The sequence below is a fragment of the Otariodibacter sp. genome (genome assembly GCF_029256985.1).
Classification (GTDB): Bacteria; Pseudomonadota; Gammaproteobacteria; order Enterobacterales; family Pasteurellaceae; genus Otariodibacter.
In genome coordinates, this window is sequence record NZ_JARIDQ010000068.1 from 1 (window position 1) to 20213 (window position 20213).

The following is a 20213-nucleotide window of genomic DNA, read 5'->3' on the forward strand; positions in this document are numbered from 1 at the left end:
CTTTCAGCTTCAGTAAATTTATTTTGTAAGACATGTTGTCTTACTTGCTCCAGTTGTGCTAATACCGCATAACTACCAGAGTTATCATTAATAAACTTGTCAATAAGCGGTTCATTCTTTATTGGATCTTGTAAATAAGTTTCCATCACTTGCTGATATTGTGCAGAAGTGGTCTGAGAAACTTCAATTTGATGATTTTTCCAGTAGTTCCAGCCAAAAGTTGCTACAGAAACTAGAATAATAACTAACAATATCGGTGTGCCATTCTGCTTAAACCAATTTTTAGCATCATTAAATTGTTGTTCTTCGGTACTGTTATAATAATCGCTCATCCTATCCCCTTTTACGCAAAACGTGCTGTTAATTGTTGAATAATATCATCTTGTGAAACTGTAACCTGTTCTGTATCACCCATTAGATCTTTTATTACTACTGTATTTTCAGCGACTTCTGTTTCACCCAATACAAGTGCAATTTTTGCACCTAGTTTATCAGCACGTTTAAATTGTTTTTTAAAGTTACCACCACTTGTATGTTGCATAATTCTTAATTGTGGTAAAGCTGAACGTAATTTTTCCGCCAAACCAAACGCTTTTTCTGCCACACCATCGCCAGCACTAATCACGTAGATATCAACAGCTCTAGGTAAAGTAATATTAGTATTCACTTCTTGAATTAATAGTACTAAACGCTCTAATCCCATTGCAAACCCAACACCCGGTGTTGCGTGTCCACCTAGCTGTTCAACTAAGCCATCGTAACGTCCACCCGCACAAACTGTTCCTTGCGCACCTAATGCAGTAGTAACCCATTCAAATACAGTCTTGTTGTAGTAATCTAATCCACGCACTAATTTAGGATTAATTTCATAGCTAATGCCCATTTTGTCTAAAATGGTACAAAGTCTATCAAAATGTATTCTCGATTCTTCATCTAAGAAATCATACAATTTTGGCGCACCATCTAAAACAGCTTGTAATGCTTGATTTTTTGTATCCAAAATTCGCAATGGATTAGTCACTAAGCGACGTTCACTATCTGGATCTTGCTTTAATACATCAAGATGATCTTGTAAAAATGCAACTAATGCTTCACGATATTTTGTTCTTACTTCTAATCCACCAATTGAATTAAGTTGTAAAGTAACTTGATCACGGATGCCAAGTTTTTCCCATAATCTTGCAGTTAATAAGATAAGTTCTGCATCAGCTTCTGCATTTTGAATACCAAAGATTTCTACACCTGCTTGGTGGAATTGGCGATAACGTCCTTTTTGTGGTCTTTCATAACGGAACATTGGTCCGATATACCATAAGCGTTGTTCTTGGTTATACACCCAGCTATGCTCAATCGCTGCACGAACACAGCCCGCTGTTCCTTCTGGTCTAAGTGTCAAACTTTCTTCATCTCTAACCATCGTAAACATTTCTTTTTCAACGATATCGGTAGCTTCACCGACCCCTCTTTTGAACAGATTAGTTGATTCGATAATCGGACTACGAATTTCCGAATAACCATAACTTGAAAAAGTATCTTTAATTTGCTGTTCAACCCATTGCCATAATGGCGTTTCTGATGGAGAACAATCGTTCATTCCTCGAATTGCTTGAATCGCTTTTGCCACTGCTTATTTCCTATAATTACAAATTTTATTCATTAATTAACCGCTTATTTTTTATAGCTGAGTTACGTCAATACGTTTATGTTGTTCGGCTACTCTCGCTCGAATTTTTGTTTCAAGCTGATCAATTAATTTTTCATTTTCAAAACGTTCTTTTTGGCGAACGCCATCTAAATAGAACCCACTCATTTTGTTACTGCCCGTTACGCCTAAATCAGACACAAGAGCTTCACCTGGTCCATTTACCACACAGCCGATGATAGATACATCCATTGGTGTAATAATATCTTCTAAACGTTGTTCTAAAGCATTTACGGTTCCAATAACATCAAATTCTTGACGAGAACAGGTTGGGCAAGCAATAAAGTTAATACCTCGAGAACGAATACGTAAAGACTTCAATATGTCAAAACCGACTTTGATCTCTTCAACTGGATCTGCCGCTAATGAAACACGTAGCGTATCACCAATCCCTTCTGAAAGGAGTAAGCCTAAGCCTATTGCAGATTTAACTGCACCTGCTCTTGCTCCACCCGCTTCAGTAATTCCTAAATGAAGAGGTTGTTTGATTGCTTTCGCAAGTAAGCGGTAAGATTCGACCGCTAAAAAAACATCTGAAGCTTTTACACTCACTTTAAACTGATCGAAGTTAAGACGATCTAGGATCTCAACATGGCGTAATGCAGATTCAAGCAAAGCTTCAGGCGTAGGTTCACCATATTTTTCTTGAATATCTTTCTCTAATGACCCCGCATTTACCCCAATGCGAATTGGAATATTCTTATCTCTTGCACAATCTACTACAGCTCGGATTCGTTCTTCTTTACCGATATTGCCTGGGTTAATTCGAAGACAATCGACACCATACTCTGCAACTTTTAATGCAATACGATAATCAAAATGAATATCGGCAACTAAAGGTACATTGACTTGCTGTTTGATCAGTTTAAACGCCTCTGCAGCATCCATTGTCGGTACAGAAACACGTACGATATCCGCACCAACTCGCTCTAAAGATTTAATCTGTGCTACGGTCGCTTCTATATCTGTAGTACGTGTATTCGTCATTGATTGTACTGCAATAGGAGCATCTCCTCCTACTGGTACATTTCCCACATAAATTTTTGTCGATTCACGACGTTTAATTGGAGGTTCTTTTAACATTATTTTAATTCGCTAAAGGTAATCTGAAACGAGCAACACGTCCATCTAGTTGCATAGGAACTTCTTGCCCTTTGTAATAAATTTTCACATTAACAGGTGCACCAACGGTTAAACGATAATTTTCATTATCATTAAAAGTTAATATATCCCCTGCATTGTAAAGTTTTTCTGCTAATTTCTTATTATTTTTTCCACGAACAGTTAACCAACTTTGTCCATTAGTTACTTCAATACGTAACTCATCATTATTTACCACTGCATCTTGAGTAGTTGTCGCATCTTCTGCTTTTGGCTCTTCTACTGGTGCAATCTGTTGTAGAATATTAACTGGTGTAGCCTCCTCTGTTGTAGTCGTTACCACAGTGCCAGTATTGGCTTGCGTAGTTGAATTATCTTCAGTAGTAGCTGATACACTATTACTTGTACTTGTAACAGCTTGTCCTTGGTTTTCTGCCGTAGCAACCGTGGTACTATCCTCGCTTGTAGCAGAAATTGAGGTATTCACAGAAGAAATTGCTGATGTTTGTGACTCAGTATTATTTGTATCAGACGTTGTTGCTGATGAAATATCAGATAAATCAATTGAATTTGAGTCAGACGTATCTGCTGTAGATTGCAAAGATAGATTAGATTCTGAACTTTTAGATAATTGAACTGACTCACTAACCAATTGTTTATTGTTTTCTTGAGATTTTTGATGATCTTGCCACCACCAAGCTAGAGTCATACCAATAGCGGCCAATAATACTAACCACGTCAATATTTTTACCCAACGAGTTTGAGACTTATGATTCCTTGTCACTTTAATTGGTTTAAGAGGACGTTTAGCCTGTTTAGGAATAGTCACTTCGCCATAATTTGCAGAGTTTATCAATTCTTCAGGTAAACGTAAGAACCTAACATAATTACGTACATAACCTCTTACAAAAGTTGGGGGTACATTTGCTAAAATGAAAATATCGTTTTCAAGAGACTCAATATGAGCTTTTTTTAGATTAGTTTGATTAGCGGCCTCTTCAATACTTATATTGAGGCTTTCACGAGCATGTTTAAGTTGCTGTCCAAGTGTTAGTGTTGTTGTTTCAGTCATCATCATCTACTTTTTCAAGAAAAATTGTTGGAAAGTTTAAAGGGGTATGGATTGTTTTGCAATCTTCATTATGTCAAGAACCGCAAATTTATGGAAAATTCCATACAAGCGGTTAGATTTTTTCATAGATTTGCAAAAATCAAAGTATATCTTACCGCTTTATCATTATTTTATTAACTTAATTAGCACATTATTAGTTTATTATTCCACAATTTAAACAATATAAATAAGATTGTTTTGGATCATTAAACTTACTGAGTAAATCTGTTTGTCTCTGTACTTGTGTTGCTAATGGTAGATTTAAAAATTTTGCTAATGATGTTCTCATATTCATTTTAAAATCACGCATTACCTGCCCAAAAAATGAGTTATCTGTATCCACAAACCATTGAGTAACAAATCCTTCAATTTCATTTTTACCCTCTGCAACTTGTTTTTGATTGATTAAATTTGTCATTTCTGTATAGGCATCATCAAAATCACCTAGTTTATCAACTAAACCTTTTTCTAATGCATCTTTACCTAACCAAACTTGCCCTTGAGCAACTTTATCAACATTGGCTTTTGATATATGTCTTCCTCTGCTGACAAGATCTAAAAAGCGATCATAACCATTTTCTATACTAATTTGCATCAACTCAATTTGCTCTTTCGGCAAAGCCTTCAACATAGATTGACTTGCAAGTGGTGATGTAGATACACCATCTTGGCTGACACCTAATTTCTTGGCCGTATTTTCAAAGGTAACGGCAAGGCCGAAAATACCGATAGATCCCGTTAACGTGGTTGGGCTAGCTATAATTTTATCACTTGTTGCTGAAATCCAATAACCACCAGATGCAGCCATTCCTCCCATAGAAGTAATAACAGGTTTGCCACTTTTCTGAATTGATTCTACTTCTTGTCGAATCAATTCTGATGCTATTGCACTTCCACCAGGACTATTAACTCGTAAAATTAAACCTTTCACATTTTCATCATTTTTTACTTCTCTTAATAACTTAACGATAGTATCGCTACCTGAAGAATTCTCATTACTTTCACCTAGTGTAATTTCACCTTCAACATTCACAACAGCAATTTTATTTAGGCCATTAATGTTAAATCTATCAGGAAGATTGTTTACATAATCAAAGAAATCAATGTAATTATAATCCCCTGTTATATCTCGCCCAAACTGATCAATTAGCATTTGATGAATCTCTGAATTAGTAGCTAATTGAGTGATTAAGTGACGAGATAGTGCAAATTGAGCATCATTGCCATTCGCCTCTTTAAACTGAGCAATATATTTAGACGGTTCTGGCACAATAGATTCAGGATCAATTTGGCGATTAGTAGCAATACCATTTTTAAAATTCTGCCAAGATGCAGAAAGCCATTGGGTAGCATTTTCTTTAGCTTCAGGCGACATATCATCACGAATAAATGGTTCCACTGCAGACTTATAAGTCCCTACACGAAAAATATGAGGTACGGCTTCAATTTTGTCTAACAATGTTTTAAAAAATACAGTTTCGTAGCTCATGCCATGTAAATCAACAAAGCCTGCTTTATTTAATAAAATTTTATCTGCATAACTTGCTAAGAAATATTGTTTCTGAGAATAATAATCTCCGATAGCTATAACAGGCTTATTTTCTTGTTTGAAATCTTTAATGGCTCTTCCTACAAATTCCAAAGAAGGTTGATCGCCTCCTTCAAAAGAGTTTAAATCTAATACTAAACCAGTAATTGAATCGTCATACGTTGCTTTTCTAATCGCACTGACTACATCAAAGGTAGAAATTTTAACAGGTTCACTACTATTACCTAATTCACTTTTTATAAAGCGACGAAAGTCGCCAAAATTATCATGATTATCTGCAAGGTAGCCATCTAAATTTAATCTCAACGCTCCCTTTTCAAAAGGAATAGATTGCTTAGCCGAAGAAGGCTCCTCAGATAATAGTCCCCAAAGAGCAAAAATAAAGAGTACAAAAAGAATGAAAAAGAGACTCATTACAAACTCTCTGATACAACGAAAGATACGATAAACATTTTTAAGAAAAACTAACATTTTAACTCTCAAAAAAATAAAAAAGTTGGTGTATAAGCTACCACAAAAAACCACTAAAATTAATAAAATATGCTATCCTTTACCGTAAATTTTTACATAGGAATTACATAATGGATGTATTAGATCTATTACAACACCGCCGTTCCAGTAAAAAATTTGGCGATGTTGCTCCAACCAAAGAACAATTAGATATTATTTTAAAATCGGCACTACGAGTCCCCGATCATGGTCATTTAAAACCTTATCATTTTATTGTGATTGAAAAAGAGAAAATGCCATTGTTTGAAAAACATTTGAAATCAGCAGCCTTTGAATTAAAATTGGGCGATGAAATGCTAGAAAAAGCAAAAAAAATTAGTCAGCGAGCTCCCATGATTATTGGCGTAGTTGCAAAAATTACAAAAGATATTGCGAAAGTACCCGCTTGGGAACAAATGCTAAGTGCTGGTTGTGCAACTTATGCAATGCAATTAGCGGCCAATGCGCAAGGCTTTGAAACATGCTGGATTACAAATAAATGGGTCAATGGTTCTGATCTTCGTCAAGCATTTAACTGTCAAGAATCTGATAAAATTATTGCTCTACTAATGATAGGTTCTCCAGCTGATGGAGAAAATATTACGTTAGCTAATCATACAGATGATATTACGTCTTTCTTCAACTACCTTAAATAAAACTATGCAACAAGATAATCATAATTATGAAGATTTAATTCATATTTTTAATCAATGTTTTTTTGATAGTTATAATACAAAACTGGAAAGAGGTGGTGATTACCCTATTTATCTACCCGCTTTCCTTGAAGAAGGAAATATTTCGTGTGATCGTTCTTATAATGTAATTTTATTCGCACACGGGTTTTATAGCAGTGCTTTACACGAAATTTCCCATTGGTTAGTCGCAGGCAAAGAAAGAAGAAAATTAGAGGATTTTGGCTATTGGTATGAACCAGATGGACGTTCGGAAGAACGTCAAAAAGAATTTGAGCAAGTAGAAGTTAAACCGCAAGCAATTGAATGGATTCTCGCTACCGCTGCCAATTTCCGCTATTTTGCCAGTGCAGATAATTTAACGGGTAATGCTGGCGACAACACTGCCTTCAAACATGCTGTATATGCTCAAGTAAAGCATTATGCAGAAAAAGGATTACCTTTACGGGCAGAAAAACTCAGACAAGCATTAAGTCAATTTTATAACACACCGAATTTTATTGATTTAATAAAATTTGATATTGCTAGAATTTAGGAAGGATATTATGCAATTTACTGTTATTATTCCCGCCAGATATGCTTCAAGTCGATTACCTCGAAAACCATTACTGGATATTGTTGGTAAACCGATGATCCAACACGTTTGGGAAAAAGCACAACAATCGGGTGCCACACGCATTATTGTGGCAACTGATCATCCAGAAATCGTTCAAGCAGTCACTGATTTTGATGGAGAAGTTTGCTTAACTTCAGAACATCACCAATCAGGAACGGAACGTATTGCCGAAGTTATCGAGAAAATGAACATTAATGATGATGAAATCATTGTTAATATTCAAGGAGATGAACCACTTATTCCACCTGTTATCGTGAGCCAAGTTGCAAAAAATCTAGATACTCATCAAGTAAATATGGCAACGCTAGCCGTTAAATTAACTTCAACTGAAGAGTTATTTAATAAAAATGTCGTCAAAGCGGTAACGGATAAAAATGGCATGGCATTATATTTTTCTCGTGCGCCTATTCCTTTCGCTCGTGATCAATTCCCTGAATGTGATGATAATTTTGTGCAACAACAACCTTACTTACGTCACATTGGTATCTATGCCTACCGAGCAGGATTTGTGAAACAATACATTGCTTGGCAACCAAGTGTGTTAGAACAATTAGAGTCTTTAGAACAACTACGGGCTTTATGGCATGGAGAAAAAATTCACCTAGAACTGGCTAAAGAGGCTCCACAAGTGGGGGTTGATACAGCAGAAGATCTAGAAAAAGTACGTCAGATTCTATCTGAACAATAACCCAAGCGGTAAGATCATATTCGTAATTTGCAAAATAATCGAATAATGTGACCGCTTATATTTTAATGGAGACATTTATGTTAGGTAATATTTTAGGTTCTGTGGCATCATCTGTATTAGGTGGTGGAGAAGGACAATCAAAAGCAATACAACTTATTCAAACGTTATTACAATCTCAAGGTGGGATTCAAGGTCTTATCGCTAAATTTCAACAAGGTGGGCTAGAAGAATTGGTTAAATCTTGGATTGGAACTGAAGAAAATAAACCCATTTCTACTACACAAATCGTAGATGTATTTGGTAAAGATAATCTTGATAATGCAGCACAAGAAGCAGGGATTGAGCAACATGAGGCACCAAATTTACTTTCTGAATATTTGCCTAAAATCGTTGATGCATTGAGTCCAGATGGTAAATTAGATTTAGATAGTCTAAATACAAGCGATTTATTACAACAAGGTGCAAAAGCCGTATTTGGTAAATTATTTAACTAAATAGATATACAAATAAAAAGTGAGTCATAATGATAAACACAATCAAAATGCTCACTTTTATCTACTATTTTTAAGATAAAAACTCTTCAATTAATTCAGTATATTGCAGGCACTCTTTTAAGATAGTCTCAAGAAATTTTAAACCTTCTTCTGTGTTTAATGGAATTTTTGAGTTATCTATTTTAAATGTTTTTATCCGTTTTTTAGCACTTCCTTTTTGACGATGATTAAATTTTCTTTTTTCATATTCATCTGGTTGGTAAAAGATATATTCATGATCTAAATGATTAATAAAGTAATTATCTCCATCCTTAGAGTATTTTAGATGGATAACATTAGTAACATAAAAATCACAAATATCTAAATAATCTTGTGTAGCACTTTCATTAAATTCTTCAAATGTAATATTCTCTTCTCCATCTATATATGCCCATAATTGATTTCCATATTCTCTCTCTTGGAATAACTTCGCAATATTTTCTTTATTTAGACCATTTATTTCAAATGAACTTCCTCTTTCAAAGTTTTCTAGTAATAAAGTTCGACCATCACTTGGAACCCAATCAAACTCTGGAAGTAGTGCTAATTGATTTATTTTCCTATTTACTAGAGAATTCCAAAGATAAACTTTTAGAGATATATGATTGTTCTTATTCATTGAAGTTTTATTTGGTATAAGGCTGCTAAAATAAAGAGTTGAATCTAACCTTCTATCTCTTAATTGAAAAGGCTGATGAGAGCAAAAATCAAAATTCTCTAATGAGATAGAAAGTAAGCCATATTTTTTATACTGTTTATCTTCTTTAATTAAATCTATTCCCTTATCTTTGTAGAAATCAATTAACAGGTTATCTTCAAACTTTAAATTAAATTTATTTTTTACTTTTTGAAAATCATCCAGACACTTAAAAAGCAACAATATTAAGCTTGACTCAATATAATTACACTCACTATATCCGTCGCTAAATAATCCGGTTGAAGCATTAAGGCATTTATATATATCACTATAATCTGATTTAACATCATCCAGATTAGAATAATTTTTCCCATAATTGTGATTGTAATACTCTAATAAAATTTGCGAGTAAAGAGTGGAATTATCAGATAATTTAACTCTTAGAATATCTAAAATTTGGTTATATTTTTCTTGTTGTGATAAAGAGAATTGCTCAAACCAAGCTGTCGGTTGCTCTTTAGAAAAAAATCTCCATAATTTATGAAATTCTTCTAATTCATTAAAGTTTAACCCCTCATAAAATTCTCTAAGCGAGAAACACTTTCCTTGATTCATAATATATTCTCTTTAGCATATCAAAAATCACGAATACCTATAGATGATAATGGAGTAAACTAAATTGTAATAACTCATTTTTTGTAAGATATCGAATAAATTCAACTCATTTATAATGAGTCGAAGAATAGAAGTTTTGAAAAATTATTCAATTAAAAAAGCCCCTAAATATTTTTATCTATTAGGGGCTTACTCTTCAATTAACTAATCAATATTTTGTAATTCTTCTTCTGATAAAGTTTCTTGTAATTCACTGCTTGGTACTTTTCCATCTCTCACTTTAAAATCAAGATTTTGGAAATAGGCTTCTCTCACTGTTGCATAAGGATCTTGCGATTGTTTCAATAATTCATCTTGATCTAATAAATTCGCTCTTGTATCGATACCCTGGACACCCATTTTTGCTAATGTCCATGGTGTAGTAAGTAATGATAATACAGGGTAAGTTGAATCAACAATTCTACCTAACTCTTGGCGAGGTGTTGCAGGTCCATAAGCTGGTAACATAACATAAGGGCCTGTTGGAACATTATAAGTTCCCAAAGTATGCCCGAATGAACGTTGACCATTATCTAATTTTAGATCATTAGTTAAACTAGCAAAATCAATTAGCCCACCTAACCCAAAAATAGAATTAAACCAAAAGCGGGTGAAATGTATCATTGCCTTTTTACCCTCACCTTCAACCAAGCGATTCACAAAGCTAGCTGGCTCATCTAGATTATTGGCTACATTCACTAACCCTGTTTTAATTGGACTAGGAACGTAATCTCTCCACCCTTGTGCGACAGGTTTGAGTACATACGGATCTAAATATTCATAATTAACTTTCCACATAGCACGATTAAATCCTTCAAAAGTATCTACTCGCTCACCTGCATTTGGATCTTGGGAAGATGAACACGCTGCTAAAATAGCAACCGAAGTTAGCATACTAATCGTTTTCAATTTACCCATAAAATTCATCTCCATTTATTTCAAAAAAGGGTTACTTTTCTTTTCCTGCCCAATAGTCGTATGGGAGCCATGTCCAGAAATAATAATGAAATCATCATCTAAATCAAACAATTTAGACTGAATTGTATCAATTAATTGCTCAAAATTACCACCAAACAAATCTGTTCGACCTATGCTGTTTCGAAAAATAACATCACCTGTAAAAGCAATCTTATTTTTAAAATCAAAGAAACCGACATGGCCAGGAGAGTGCCCCGGTAAATGACGAACAGAAAAATCTAACTCCCCGACACTAAGCTTATCAGATTCATTTAACCAATGATCTGGCAAAAATGCAGGAACTGGAGGAAGACCATATTCTTGGCAAATTTCAGGTAAGTGTTCAAATAATGGTTGATCTGCTTGATGAGATCCAAAAACTTCTACATTAAAATATTCTTTTAATGTTTTAACTGCCATAATGTGATCTAAATGACCATGAGTAATAAACAACTTTTCTACTTTTAATTGTTGAGACTCAACAAACTGAATAATTTTTTCAGCTTCATCACCAGCATCAATAATTGCAGCACTCTTATTATTATCCCAAATTATGGAACAATTTTGCTGAAAAGCACCAACAGGAATAATTTGTAAATTAAACATCAACTCCAGCCCTATTAAGATCCACGCCAAGTACGAACTGGCCCAGTATCCACATGAACAAAATGGCTACGAGGGTAATACCCCACTCCACCATTCTTTAAGCTTTCTGCTACAGACTTAATTCTAGCCAATGGAATATCTTTTATATAAAAATCTACTGCTTGACCTTTAATATGATAGCTATTGCTTGCAACTCCTTTAGAACGACGACGCATTGCCGCATTTGTTTTTGCCGAACGATACCCACTCAATATAAGGATTTCAGAATTACGCGCTCCTAATCTTGCTTGAATCTGAGTTAATTTAAAAAATAAATTAGGATCAATGACTTTAACTTGGTTAGTATGGCGATCCCGCATAATATAATTAAGCTTTTGAAGATCAGCTGGTGAAAAATATCCTTTGTGATGCGAAGTAACCAACGACTCTCCTGTATTCACATTATGTAAACGTAATACAAGAGGTTTCGGAGTCGACACAATTGCCATAGCAACATTAGATAAGCAACCCGATCCAAGAATAATACCACCGAGAGAAAGCCATCTTCGACGCTGTAAATCTATAGTTTTCATTATAACTCCATTATTCAGACAACAATGGGGTATCAAAAATACCCCTTAATTTATATTATTAAACGTATGCAAATATTACATACTTTAAATAAGAGTACGCAATTTTGCCCAATCTAGGGAAGCGTTTGATACTTTTTTATCTAACTTGTAAATATCGGGTAAAGTATGTATTTGACCATTTTCTACCCATGCGGTTACATAATAAAGATAAACTGGATTATCTGATTTAATACGAACCGAAGTTGTTTTCTTGCTTTGTACTACTTTGTTCTTATGTTGCTCTGACCAACCTGCTTCTTTTAATAACATCATAGCAAGTTCATCTGATTTTGCTACTCTGACACACCCTGAACTTAAAGCTCGCATATTCCTGTTAAATAACCCATGATTAGGAGTATCATGTAAATAAATGGCATCAGAACTTGGCATATTAAATTTATAATGACCTAGAGCACTATCATCTCCCGCTTTTTGTCTTATACGATATGGAAAATTCTTTTTTGGATTATCATATACTTTCCAATCAATATTATAAGGATTAACCTTATTTCCCTTACTATCAAAAATCTCATAGCTATGTTTTTCTGCATAACTAGGATCTCTTCTCATTTTAGGTACTAAATCTTTATTCTTAATACTAGTAGGTACATTCCAAGGTGGATTAACCACAATGTTACTTAATTTACTGTACATTACAGGTGTACGTCTATCAGCTCTTCCTACGATCACTCGTGATTTTAATGCTAGCTTCCCATCACGGAAATAGTAAAGCTGATAGCTTGGTATGTTCACAAAAATACCATTACTAAAGCTTGGAATTAAGCGTAATCGTTGAGCATTTAACGCTAAGCTCTGAGCTGAAACACTTGAGTGAGTACCTGATGACAATACCTCAAGCATTTTATTTACTGTTTCTTGATAGATGTGATTACGAGGTACTAAATCCGCAACAAACTGGGCCGCATATCCTGCTTTTATCATACTAATCCAATGATTAACATCATCATTAGATGGTGCCTTAACACGATAGCTACCTAAATCATACAACCATTCATTTGCAAATTTTGAAACATTTTTTGTATAGTATAAATAATCGAGAAAACTATCAGTAAGCAAAATATCTCTTGCTAATCCAGAACTCATACTCAAAATTTGTTTTAATGCTGTTGCTGATTTCTTGGAAATACCACTTTCAGCAAATACCGCATACTCTTTCAGAAAAATCTTTTCAGCTGTTTTATCTTTCCATAATGGTATAAATTGATTTTCTAAATAAACTTGCGCTATTACTTTTGATAATAATAACTGATTATTTCCAACTTCTTGTTGAATTCGTTGCTGCGCTTGTATCAATTGACTGGCAGCAAGCTGTTTATCTTCTTCCTGTTGAACAGTATTTTGTGGATTTTCCATCAATTCTAAAGTTTTATTCTGCTGAACTTTAAAACTAAGTTGTGATAAAACATTATCACTAGCAATAGCTGCAATAGAAAAGGTAATGCTACTAGATAGTATAACAAGAGGAAAATATTTTAATTTTTTCATTCTAAATCCATATTTAAAAATTTCGCATAATTACGCATATGACTACGTATAGATACAGGTCACTAAAATCCTACGATCTCAGGACCATCTCATTATAAACGAAATCTTTACTTTTTATCAAATTTTAACCAATCTACCATCATACGTTCAGCTTCGGTTAGGAAAAAATCAGGAGCCTCATAATCTTTTGGTAAATCATCAAGAGTTTTTAATGGTTTCTTTCCTTCACGTTTAAACCTAGCATTGAGATCTTTTAAGCGTTTAGCATCTATTTGATTATGTTCTTTGCGTCTCTGCTCTAAATTTAATGAAATAAATTTACGTGCATCTCTTTCTCGATCAATTGAAATATCTTCATTCAAAGCAATAAACTCAGGATCTTTTTTGATTCGTTCTCTATGTTTTTTTGTTAATTCAGCTACCGCATCACGTGCATGACCAACTTCTGAATAATTTGCTGCCGGAATTTTATCCCAAGGTAATGCATTATCTTCAAAGCTTTCGCCCGTTTTCTCTGCATTAATAATCTCAGGAAAATGAATATCTGGCTCAACTCCTTTCAATTGAGTACTTCCACCATTGATACGATAAAACTTCTGAATGGTATATTGAATATATCCTAATGGATTTTTGTCAAGATCATAAACAAAATTCAGTGAACGACTTTGTTGAACTGTTCCTTTTCCAAAAGTTTGCTGCCCAATGATAATTGCTCTGTTGTAATCCTGCAACGCTGCTGCAAAAATCTCAGAAGCAGATGCACTATGACGATTAATCATTACCATAATATTACCAGTATATTGCACATCACTATCAGGATCTTCATGTACTCGAATACGATTAAAAGCGTCTCGTACTTGAACAACTGGTCCTTCTTTAATAAATAGACCTGTTAATTCAACAACTTCAGGTAAAGATCCGCCTCCATTCTCACGTAAATCTATGATTAATCCTTCAGCATTTTTTTCTTTCATTGTAATTAATAATTTACGTACATCGTCAGTCAATCCAATATAAAATGAAGGAATCTTAATTACAGCAATATTTTTACCATCGATTTTATCAAAAGTCAGTTTAGCCGCACTATCTTCTAGATGAATTGTATCCCTAACTAAAGTAACAATTTTATTTTTTCCACCTTTTTCTGGTTCTATTTCTAAATAGACTTTAGAGCCTTTTTTACCTTTAATTTTGTCAACAACATCATCTAGCCGCCAACCAACAACATCCTCAATATTATTTTTCGATTGACCAACTCCTACAATTTTATCACCAGAAGAAATTTCTTTACTACGAGCTGCTGGAGCTCCCGGTACAAGGGATTTAATAGTCGTAATGTCATCTTCCATTTGAAGTGTTGCACCAATTCCCTCTAAAGATAAATTCATACTCTCTTGAAAACGTTGAGCAGAACGAGGAGAAAGATAACTTGTATGAGGATCTAATTCTCTTGCAAATGCATTTAAATAGGTTTGTAAAATGTCGTCTGCTCTATTTTGGGTTAAGCGCCGAATAGCCAAGTTATAACGCTTAACCAATGTTTTCTTAATCTCTGGCCATTTTTTATCTTTTAAATAAAGATTAATAACATCATTTTTAACACGATCAGCCCAAAGTTTATTCGCTTCTTCTATTGTTTTAGGGAATGGTGCTTTTTCTCTATCACTCTCAATTTGATCTTGCCCTGTTAGATCAGGTTCATTATCTAGTAATGATAAGGCATATTTATAACGCTCATAGCGACGTTTAGTTACCAAATCATACATTTTAAAAGCTGAAGTTAACTGACCATCATATAATTCATCATCTAATATCAACGCAAATTTTCGTCTTAATTCGTCAACATCAGATTGAAGAAAAGTATTATGGCTACTATCTAACCAGTCAATATAGCGATTAAAAATACTCTGTGAAAATTTATCATCTAAATTAAACTTACGGTAATGAGACTGAGTTAAACGTGCTGTAACTCGCTTAGTTGAAAGCTCATGTTGAGTTGTTGGTTTAGGCATCAAAATATCCGATTCTTTAATTGTTGGTTCAACAGCTAAACTATTTAATACAACCAAACCAATTAAATTAACAAGATACTTTAATTTATTGTATTTCATATAAATTCTACTCCCGTAGTGAAATAAATTTAGTGGCGATCACGACTAAATTTACTCTCTAATGCTACAAGGCTTTCTAAAGAAGCTTTAGTTTCTTCCTTATTCTTTCTTGTTGTACGTTTTTTATTATTTTCTTTAGCTTGTTGTTTAAAAAATGCCTTACGCTTTTCTTTTAGTTGCTGAGCTTTCTTTTCAGCATATGCTGCTTTAGCTTGCTCTAGTGATTTTGCAGCATGTTCTGCTTGGGCTGCGTCAACAACACCATCATTCTCGCCATGAAGCCCGATCCTAATTGCGCCTTCTTTACAAGCATGTAGATAACGCCAATTTGCAGTATAAGATCTCAATGCTTGGCGTAATAACGTTTTGCTTATTTTTTTATCATCAGATAAAGCTTCCGCTAACTCTTGGAAAAGGCCTACTTTTAAAGGCTTTGCCTCGCCTTCTAAGAAGAAGCATTGTGGGAATTTTTCCGCCAAATAAATAATTACTTCCTTAGTTGTTAATGTCGTTTTATTGTTTTGTTGAACGTTAATTTGTTGTTCAGTCATACTAGTTTCCATTTAAAAATTCATACCCAAATTAGAATAATTTATTTAATCTAACCTTCTAAAAATCTTTCTGCATCAAGTGCAGCCATACATCCTGTACCTGCTGAAGTAATCGCTTGACGATACTGATGATCCATTACATCGCCTGCCGCAAATACACCAGCCACACTTGTTGCTGTTGCATTTCCATCTAGTCCAGATTTTACGACAATATAACCATTATTTAATTCCAACTGGTCTATAAATATTTCAGTATTTGGCGAATGTCCAATCGAAACAAATACCCCATCTAAAGTAATAACTTTATTTTCTTTATCATTGGTAGATTTAATATTTATACCTGTTACACCAGAATCATCGCCTAACACTTCTTCTAATACACTATTCAAATGTAAGATAATTTTTCTCTCTTCAACTTTTTTCATTAATCTATCAATTAAAATCTTTTCACTTCTAAAAGTTTCTCGGCGATGAATTAAATGCACTTCTGAAGCAACATTTGAGAGATATAGAGCTTCTTCTACTGCGGTATTTCCACCACCAATTACAGCAACAGGTTTATTTCGATAGAAAAAACCATCACAAGTTGCACATGCAGAAACACCTCGTCCTTTATAAGCTTCCTCTGACGGTAATCCGAGATATTTTGCTGATGCGCCAGTTGCAATAATCAAGGCATCACAAGTAAAGGTATTAAAATCACCTTTTAATGTAAAAGGACGCTTTGACAAATCAACAGAATGAATATGATCAAAAATAATTTCTGTATTAAATTTTTCAGCATGTTGTTGCATCTTATTCATCAGCTCTGAACCAGTAATTTCATTAAATTCACCTGGCCAATTTTCTATTTCAGATGTTGTAGTTAATTGTCCACCTTGCTGCATACCAGTCACTAATACTGGATTTAAATTTGCTCTTGCTGCATAAACTGCAGCTGTATATCCTGCAGGACCCGAACCTAATATCAATAACCTTGTATGTTTTACTGTCATTATTTTCTCCAAAATCAAGCGGTAAGATAATTACTCTTTTTTGTAATGTTCTTACCGCTTATTTAATTAATATAATAAAGAATATATCTGTCTACGATATTTTGCAGCTAAAGGATCAGCATTTCCCATTGCTGATAAAATTGCTAAAAACTGTGTTTTAATTTCACCATTAGCGATAGTTAAATCTTTCTTCAACCAAACTAATAATAAAGATAATGCTTCTTCATTTCTCTTTACTTGATGAAGCTGATTAGCTAATTGAATAGCAATTTCTGGCGTTGCATTACGTTCATATTCTGCTTGTAATTGTTGAATTTCAGGCGAATCAGCTGCTTCCATCAATAATTTTATCTGGCTCTGCAATCCGAACCATCGACTATCTCGATCTTGAATTGGAATTTGAGCTAAAATTTCTGTTGCTTGTTCAATATTCTTTAGAGCAATATGAGTTTCAGCGTAGAGCAATCCAAAATCACTATTCTTCTTATCTGTTTTTTCCCAAGCTGATTTAAGCAAAGGAATAGCTAGATCATATTGCTCTGCCTCTAAAAACTCAATAGCTTGGCTAAACTGTAACTCTTCATCTTTAGGTAAAATATTTCCTAAACGGATACGTAGCTCCTCTTCCGTAACTGTACCTTGAATTACATCTACAGGTTGGCCGTTCAAAAAGAAATATGTTGTAGGAATAACTTGTACTCTAAATTGTGATGCAATCATAGGCTGTTCATCACAATTCACTATTGCCAATAAAAATTGTTTAGGATGTTCATCAGCTAATCGACGTAACAAGGCTTCCACTTCGAGAGAGATTGATTCACCTGATGAAATAAAGTGAAATACCACAGGTACTTCCGTCGTAGCTTGAACTACTTCACTAAAATTAGTTTTATCAACATTTATCAAATAATTATTCATTGTTACCTTAAAAATTCAGAATATTTAATACATATTATAAACACTATTCTGCCATATAGCGATTAATTGATCTTATATCTGCTAGAATCATATCCGTATTTACATCTATGAATAATATTATAATAAAAAACCGAGGACAATGTCCTCGGCCCATCTATACCTAATTAGTATTATACTTGCTAAAATTTAAAAATTATCCATTAATAAATTTTTCACCTAATTCAATATCTGCTTTTAATGTAGGAATCATGGCATCAATTGCAGCTTGTTCATAAGCACTTAAGTTACCAATTGGTAAGATTTTCTCAATACCATTGCGACCAAAACGAACAGGTTGAGCAAAGAAACGTGCATACTTGCCATCACCTTCAACGTAAGCGTACTCAACAACTTCTTCACCAGTTAATCCTTTTAATACTGCACGAGCAAAACGAGCTGCTGCTTGAGCCATTGATAGTGTTGCAGATCCACCACCAGCTTTAGCTTGAACAACTTCTGTCCCTGCATTTTGAATACGTTTTGTTAATGCATCAATCTCTTCATCCGTAAATTTAATTTTATCTTCTTCGTGAGCTTGAGAAAGTAAAGGAAGAATTGTTACTCCAGAGTGTCCACCAATAACTGGCACTTTTATTTGATTCACATCTTTACCTTTAAGTTCTGACACAAATGTTTCCGAACGTAAAACGTCAAGCATAGTAACACCAAATAATTTATTTTTGTTGTAAACACCAGCCTTCTTCAATACTTCAGCAGCAATTGCAACAGTAGTATTAACTGGGTTTGTAATAATACCTATGCAAGCTTTTGGACAAACTGCTGCAACTTTTTCAATTAAATTACGAACAATCCCTGCATTAATATTGAATAAATCAGAACGATCCATACCTGGTTTACGAGCAACTCCAGCTGAAATTAATACTAAGTCAGCGCCTTGTAGTGCAGGAGTAGGGTCTTCACCACCAAAGCCTTCAACTTTTACCGCTGTTGGAATATGACTCACATCAGCTGCAACACCTGGAGTAACAGGAGCAATATCATATAATGCAAGGTTTGTTCCTGCTGGTAATTGGAGTTTTAGCAAAAGAGCTAATGCTTGACCAATACCACCCGCTGCGCCTAATACTGCAACTTTCATAAACTTCTCCTTATGAGTTTGTATAAATATAAATCTTATAGCAAGTGTATGTAAAATTATGCAAATATTCAAACAACAAAATAAAAATTTGCGACATAACGCAAACTTTCTCAAAAAAATTTTAATTATCATTGATTTTTTTGCATAAAAAAGCAAAAATCTCGCATATTTTTCTCTAATAAAAAATTAAAAGTTAAAAATTAAAAGGAAAATCGAATGCGAGTGGATAAAATAGATAAAGCTGAACGAAAACTAGAAAAAGATGAATCCCTCATAGAAGCATTCAAGTCTTTGTTACAACAAGAAAAATTTAGCTCTCAAAGTGAAATTGTCACTGCTTTACAAGAACTTGGTTTTGAACACGTTAATCAGTCCAAAATATCCCGAATGCTCACAAAATTTGGTGCTGTACGAACTCGTAATACAAAGATGGAAATGGTTTACCAGTTACCAACGGAACCTGCTATTCCAACAACCTCAAGTCCATTAAAAAATTTAGTAATTGATATTGATCATAATGATCATCTTATTGTTGTTAAAACTATTCCAGGAGCTGCGCAACTTATTGCTCTTTTATTAGATTCTATGGGTAAATCTGAAGGAATTCTTGGCACGATTGCAGGTGACGATACTATTTTTATCACACCAACACGTCAAACAGAAATAAATGAACTCATTGATAATATTACAAAAATTTTTGAAAATAGCTTATAATGAAGATTCTAATTACTGGAGGAACTGGTTTTATTGGTAAAAAACTTTGTCAAAAACTCATCGCACAAAACCATCAATTAAGCATTTTAAGTCGCACTCCTCACCTAAATACACAAGCGGTCACTTACTATCGACATTTAGCAGATTTTGATAATCTGGACAAATTTGATGTCGTTATTAATTTAGCTGGTGAGCCTATTTTTGACAAAAAATGGACAAAAAAACAAAAAGGAATTTTGCGTGTTAGCCGAATCAATATTACGCAACAATTAGTCAATCTAATCAAAAAAAGTGAGCATCCTCCCCACACTTTTATCTCTGGTTCTGCTACAGG

Annotated in this window: 21 protein-coding genes; 6 read left to right on the forward strand and 15 right to left on the reverse strand. The window is 34.0% G+C overall.

The genetic code is table 11. The annotated features are described in order from the left end of the window. The 5 genes from Q1J40_RS06870 to sppA all read right to left on the reverse strand — a co-directional run. Nucleotides 1–332, reverse strand: a 332-nt coding sequence (locus tag Q1J40_RS06870) for a YfgM family protein (RefSeq protein WP_301099334.1), incomplete at its 3' end; no start/stop codon positions are given. An 11-nt stretch (nt 333–343) separates the two neighbouring features. Continuing rightward, nucleotides 344–1624, reverse strand: a complete 1281-nt coding sequence (gene hisS, locus Q1J40_RS06875; RefSeq protein ID WP_301099336.1) for a histidine--tRNA ligase — start codon at nt 1622–1624, stop codon at nt 344–346. A 51-nt stretch (nt 1625–1675) separates the two neighbouring features. Continuing rightward, entirely contained in the window at nt 1676–2785 is a 1110-nt protein-coding gene (gene ispG / locus Q1J40_RS06880) for a flavodoxin-dependent (E)-4-hydroxy-3-methylbut-2-enyl-diphosphate synthase (RefSeq protein ID WP_301099338.1), read from the reverse strand. A gap of 4 nt (nt 2786–2789) precedes the next feature. Then, nucleotides 2790–3881 (reverse strand): RodZ domain-containing protein, encoded by a 1092-nt coding sequence (locus tag Q1J40_RS06885; protein WP_301099340.1) that lies wholly within the window; start codon nt 3879–3881, stop codon nt 2790–2792. Between the two features lie 187 nt (nt 3882–4068). Then, a complete protein-coding gene (gene sppA, locus Q1J40_RS06890) occupies nt 4069–5934 on the reverse strand; it encodes a signal peptide peptidase SppA (RefSeq protein WP_301099342.1) in 1866 nt (621 codons plus the stop codon). A gap of 110 nt (nt 5935–6044) precedes the next feature. Between sppA and Q1J40_RS06895 the strand changes: the two genes are divergently transcribed. The 4 genes from Q1J40_RS06895 to Q1J40_RS06910 all read left to right on the forward strand — a co-directional run bounded on the left by Q1J40_RS06895 (nt 6045) and on the right by Q1J40_RS06910 (nt 8442). Continuing rightward, the gene (locus Q1J40_RS06895) at nt 6045–6608 is read left to right on the forward strand and encodes an NAD(P)H nitroreductase (protein ID WP_301099343.1); all 564 of its coding nucleotides are present in this window, start codon (nt 6045–6047) and stop codon (nt 6606–6608) included. A gap of 4 nt (nt 6609–6612) precedes the next feature. Then, nucleotides 6613–7179: an elongation factor P hydroxylase gene (locus Q1J40_RS06900; RefSeq protein WP_301099366.1), complete on the forward strand. Its 567-nt coding sequence runs from the start codon at nt 6613–6615 to the stop codon at nt 7177–7179. Nucleotides 7180–7189: 10 nt separating this feature from the next. Then, nucleotides 7190–7948, forward strand: a complete 759-nt coding sequence (kdsB, locus tag Q1J40_RS06905) for a 3-deoxy-manno-octulosonate cytidylyltransferase (RefSeq protein ID WP_301099344.1) — start codon at nt 7190–7192, stop codon at nt 7946–7948. Nucleotides 7949–8025: 77 nt separating this feature from the next. Next, complete coding sequence (locus Q1J40_RS06910) at nt 8026–8442, forward strand: YidB family protein (protein ID WP_301099346.1); 417 nt, start codon at nt 8026–8028, stop codon at nt 8440–8442. Between the two features lie 70 nt (nt 8443–8512). Here the strand turns inward: Q1J40_RS06910 and Q1J40_RS06915 are convergent, their stop codons facing one another. The 10 genes from Q1J40_RS06915 to mdh form a co-directional block, all read right to left on the reverse strand. Then, nucleotides 8513–9733, reverse strand: coding sequence for a hypothetical protein (locus tag Q1J40_RS06915; RefSeq protein WP_301099348.1), 1221 nt, complete (start codon nt 9731–9733; stop codon nt 8513–8515). A gap of 204 nt (nt 9734–9937) precedes the next feature. Then, complete coding sequence (locus Q1J40_RS06920) at nt 9938–10690, reverse strand: MlaA family lipoprotein (protein ID WP_301099349.1); 753 nt, start codon at nt 10688–10690, stop codon at nt 9938–9940. Between the two features lie 15 nt (nt 10691–10705). Further along, nucleotides 10706–11335 (reverse strand): MBL fold metallo-hydrolase, encoded by a 630-nt coding sequence (locus tag Q1J40_RS06925; RefSeq protein WP_301099351.1) that lies wholly within the window; start codon nt 11333–11335, stop codon nt 10706–10708. A gap of 14 nt (nt 11336–11349) precedes the next feature. Then, nucleotides 11350–11907, reverse strand: a complete 558-nt coding sequence (gene mepK, locus Q1J40_RS06930; RefSeq protein WP_301099353.1) for a peptidoglycan L,D-endopeptidase MepK — start codon at nt 11905–11907, stop codon at nt 11350–11352. 84 nt (nt 11908–11991) lie between these two features. Next, complete coding sequence (locus tag Q1J40_RS06935) at nt 11992–13452, reverse strand: L,D-transpeptidase family protein (RefSeq protein ID WP_301099355.1); 1461 nt, start codon at nt 13450–13452, stop codon at nt 11992–11994. Nucleotides 13453–13559: 107 nt separating this feature from the next. Next, a complete protein-coding gene (prc, locus tag Q1J40_RS06940) occupies nt 13560–15563 on the reverse strand; it encodes a carboxy terminal-processing peptidase (protein ID WP_301099357.1) in 2004 nt (667 codons plus the stop codon). 29 nt (nt 15564–15592) lie between these two features. Further along, nucleotides 15593–16114, reverse strand: a complete 522-nt coding sequence (proQ, locus tag Q1J40_RS06945; protein ID WP_301099358.1) for an RNA chaperone ProQ — start codon at nt 16112–16114, stop codon at nt 15593–15595. A gap of 50 nt (nt 16115–16164) precedes the next feature. Then, nucleotides 16165–17109, reverse strand: a complete 945-nt coding sequence (trxB, locus tag Q1J40_RS06950; protein ID WP_301099359.1) for a thioredoxin-disulfide reductase — start codon at nt 17107–17109, stop codon at nt 16165–16167. Between the two features lie 66 nt (nt 17110–17175). Next, nucleotides 17176–18027, reverse strand: coding sequence for a co-chaperone YbbN (locus Q1J40_RS06955; protein ID WP_301099360.1), 852 nt, complete (start codon nt 18025–18027; stop codon nt 17176–17178). Nucleotides 18028–18220: 193 nt separating this feature from the next. Then, a complete protein-coding gene (gene mdh / locus Q1J40_RS06960) occupies nt 18221–19165 on the reverse strand; it encodes a malate dehydrogenase (RefSeq protein WP_301099362.1) in 945 nt (314 codons plus the stop codon). A 216-nt stretch (nt 19166–19381) separates the two neighbouring features. Here mdh and argR point away from each other — a divergent pair, with 216 nt between their 5' ends. Then, a complete protein-coding gene (gene argR, locus Q1J40_RS06965; protein ID WP_301099364.1) occupies nt 19382–19879 on the forward strand; it encodes a transcriptional regulator ArgR in 498 nt (165 codons plus the stop codon). Beyond that, on the forward strand, nt 19879–20213 hold a 335-nt coding region (locus Q1J40_RS06970), incomplete at its 3' end, for an NAD-dependent epimerase/dehydratase family protein (RefSeq protein WP_301099365.1). The genes argR and Q1J40_RS06970, both read left to right, overlap by 1 nt.

Coding starts and splice junctions, on each gene's coding strand:
- Q1J40_RS06935 (WP_301099355.1), bottom strand. CDS start 13,452: ATGAAAAAATTAAAATATTTTCCTCTTGTTATACTATCTAGTAGCATT.
- Q1J40_RS06910 (WP_301099346.1), top strand. CDS start 8,026: ATGTTAGGTAATATTTTAGGTTCTGTGGCATCATCTGTATTAGGTGGT.
- proQ (WP_301099358.1), bottom strand. CDS start 16,114: ATGACTGAACAACAAATTAACGTTCAACAAAACAATAAAACGACATTA.
- kdsB (WP_301099344.1), top strand. CDS start 7,190: ATGCAATTTACTGTTATTATTCCCGCCAGATATGCTTCAAGTCGATTA.
- Q1J40_RS06920 (WP_301099349.1), bottom strand. CDS start 10,690: ATGGGTAAATTGAAAACGATTAGTATGCTAACTTCGGTTGCTATTTTA.
- ispG (WP_301099338.1), bottom strand. CDS start 2,785: ATGTTAAAAGAACCTCCAATTAAACGTCGTGAATCGACAAAAATTTAT.
- trxB (WP_301099359.1), bottom strand. CDS start 17,109: ATGACAGTAAAACATACAAGGTTATTGATATTAGGTTCGGGTCCTGCA.
- Q1J40_RS06925 (WP_301099351.1), bottom strand. CDS start 11,335: ATGTTTAATTTACAAATTATTCCTGTTGGTGCTTTTCAGCAAAATTGT.
- Q1J40_RS06915 (WP_301099348.1), bottom strand. CDS start 9,733: ATGAATCAAGGAAAGTGTTTCTCGCTTAGAGAATTTTATGAGGGGTTA.
- Q1J40_RS06895 (WP_301099343.1), top strand. CDS start 6,045: ATGGATGTATTAGATCTATTACAACACCGCCGTTCCAGTAAAAAATTT.
- Q1J40_RS06885 (WP_301099340.1), bottom strand. CDS start 3,881: ATGATGATGACTGAAACAACAACACTAACACTTGGACAGCAACTTAAA.
- prc (WP_301099357.1), bottom strand. CDS start 15,563: ATGAAATACAATAAATTAAAGTATCTTGTTAATTTAATTGGTTTGGTT.
- Q1J40_RS06955 (WP_301099360.1), bottom strand. CDS start 18,027: ATGAATAATTATTTGATAAATGTTGATAAAACTAATTTTAGTGAAGTA.
- mdh (WP_301099362.1), bottom strand. CDS start 19,165: ATGAAAGTTGCAGTATTAGGCGCAGCGGGTGGTATTGGTCAAGCATTA.
- mepK (WP_301099353.1), bottom strand. CDS start 11,907: ATGAAAACTATAGATTTACAGCGTCGAAGATGGCTTTCTCTCGGTGGT.
- sppA (WP_301099342.1), bottom strand. CDS start 5,934: ATGTTAGTTTTTCTTAAAAATGTTTATCGTATCTTTCGTTGTATCAGA.
- Q1J40_RS06900 (WP_301099366.1), top strand. CDS start 6,613: ATGCAACAAGATAATCATAATTATGAAGATTTAATTCATATTTTTAAT.
- argR (WP_301099364.1), top strand. CDS start 19,382: ATGCGAGTGGATAAAATAGATAAAGCTGAACGAAAACTAGAAAAAGAT.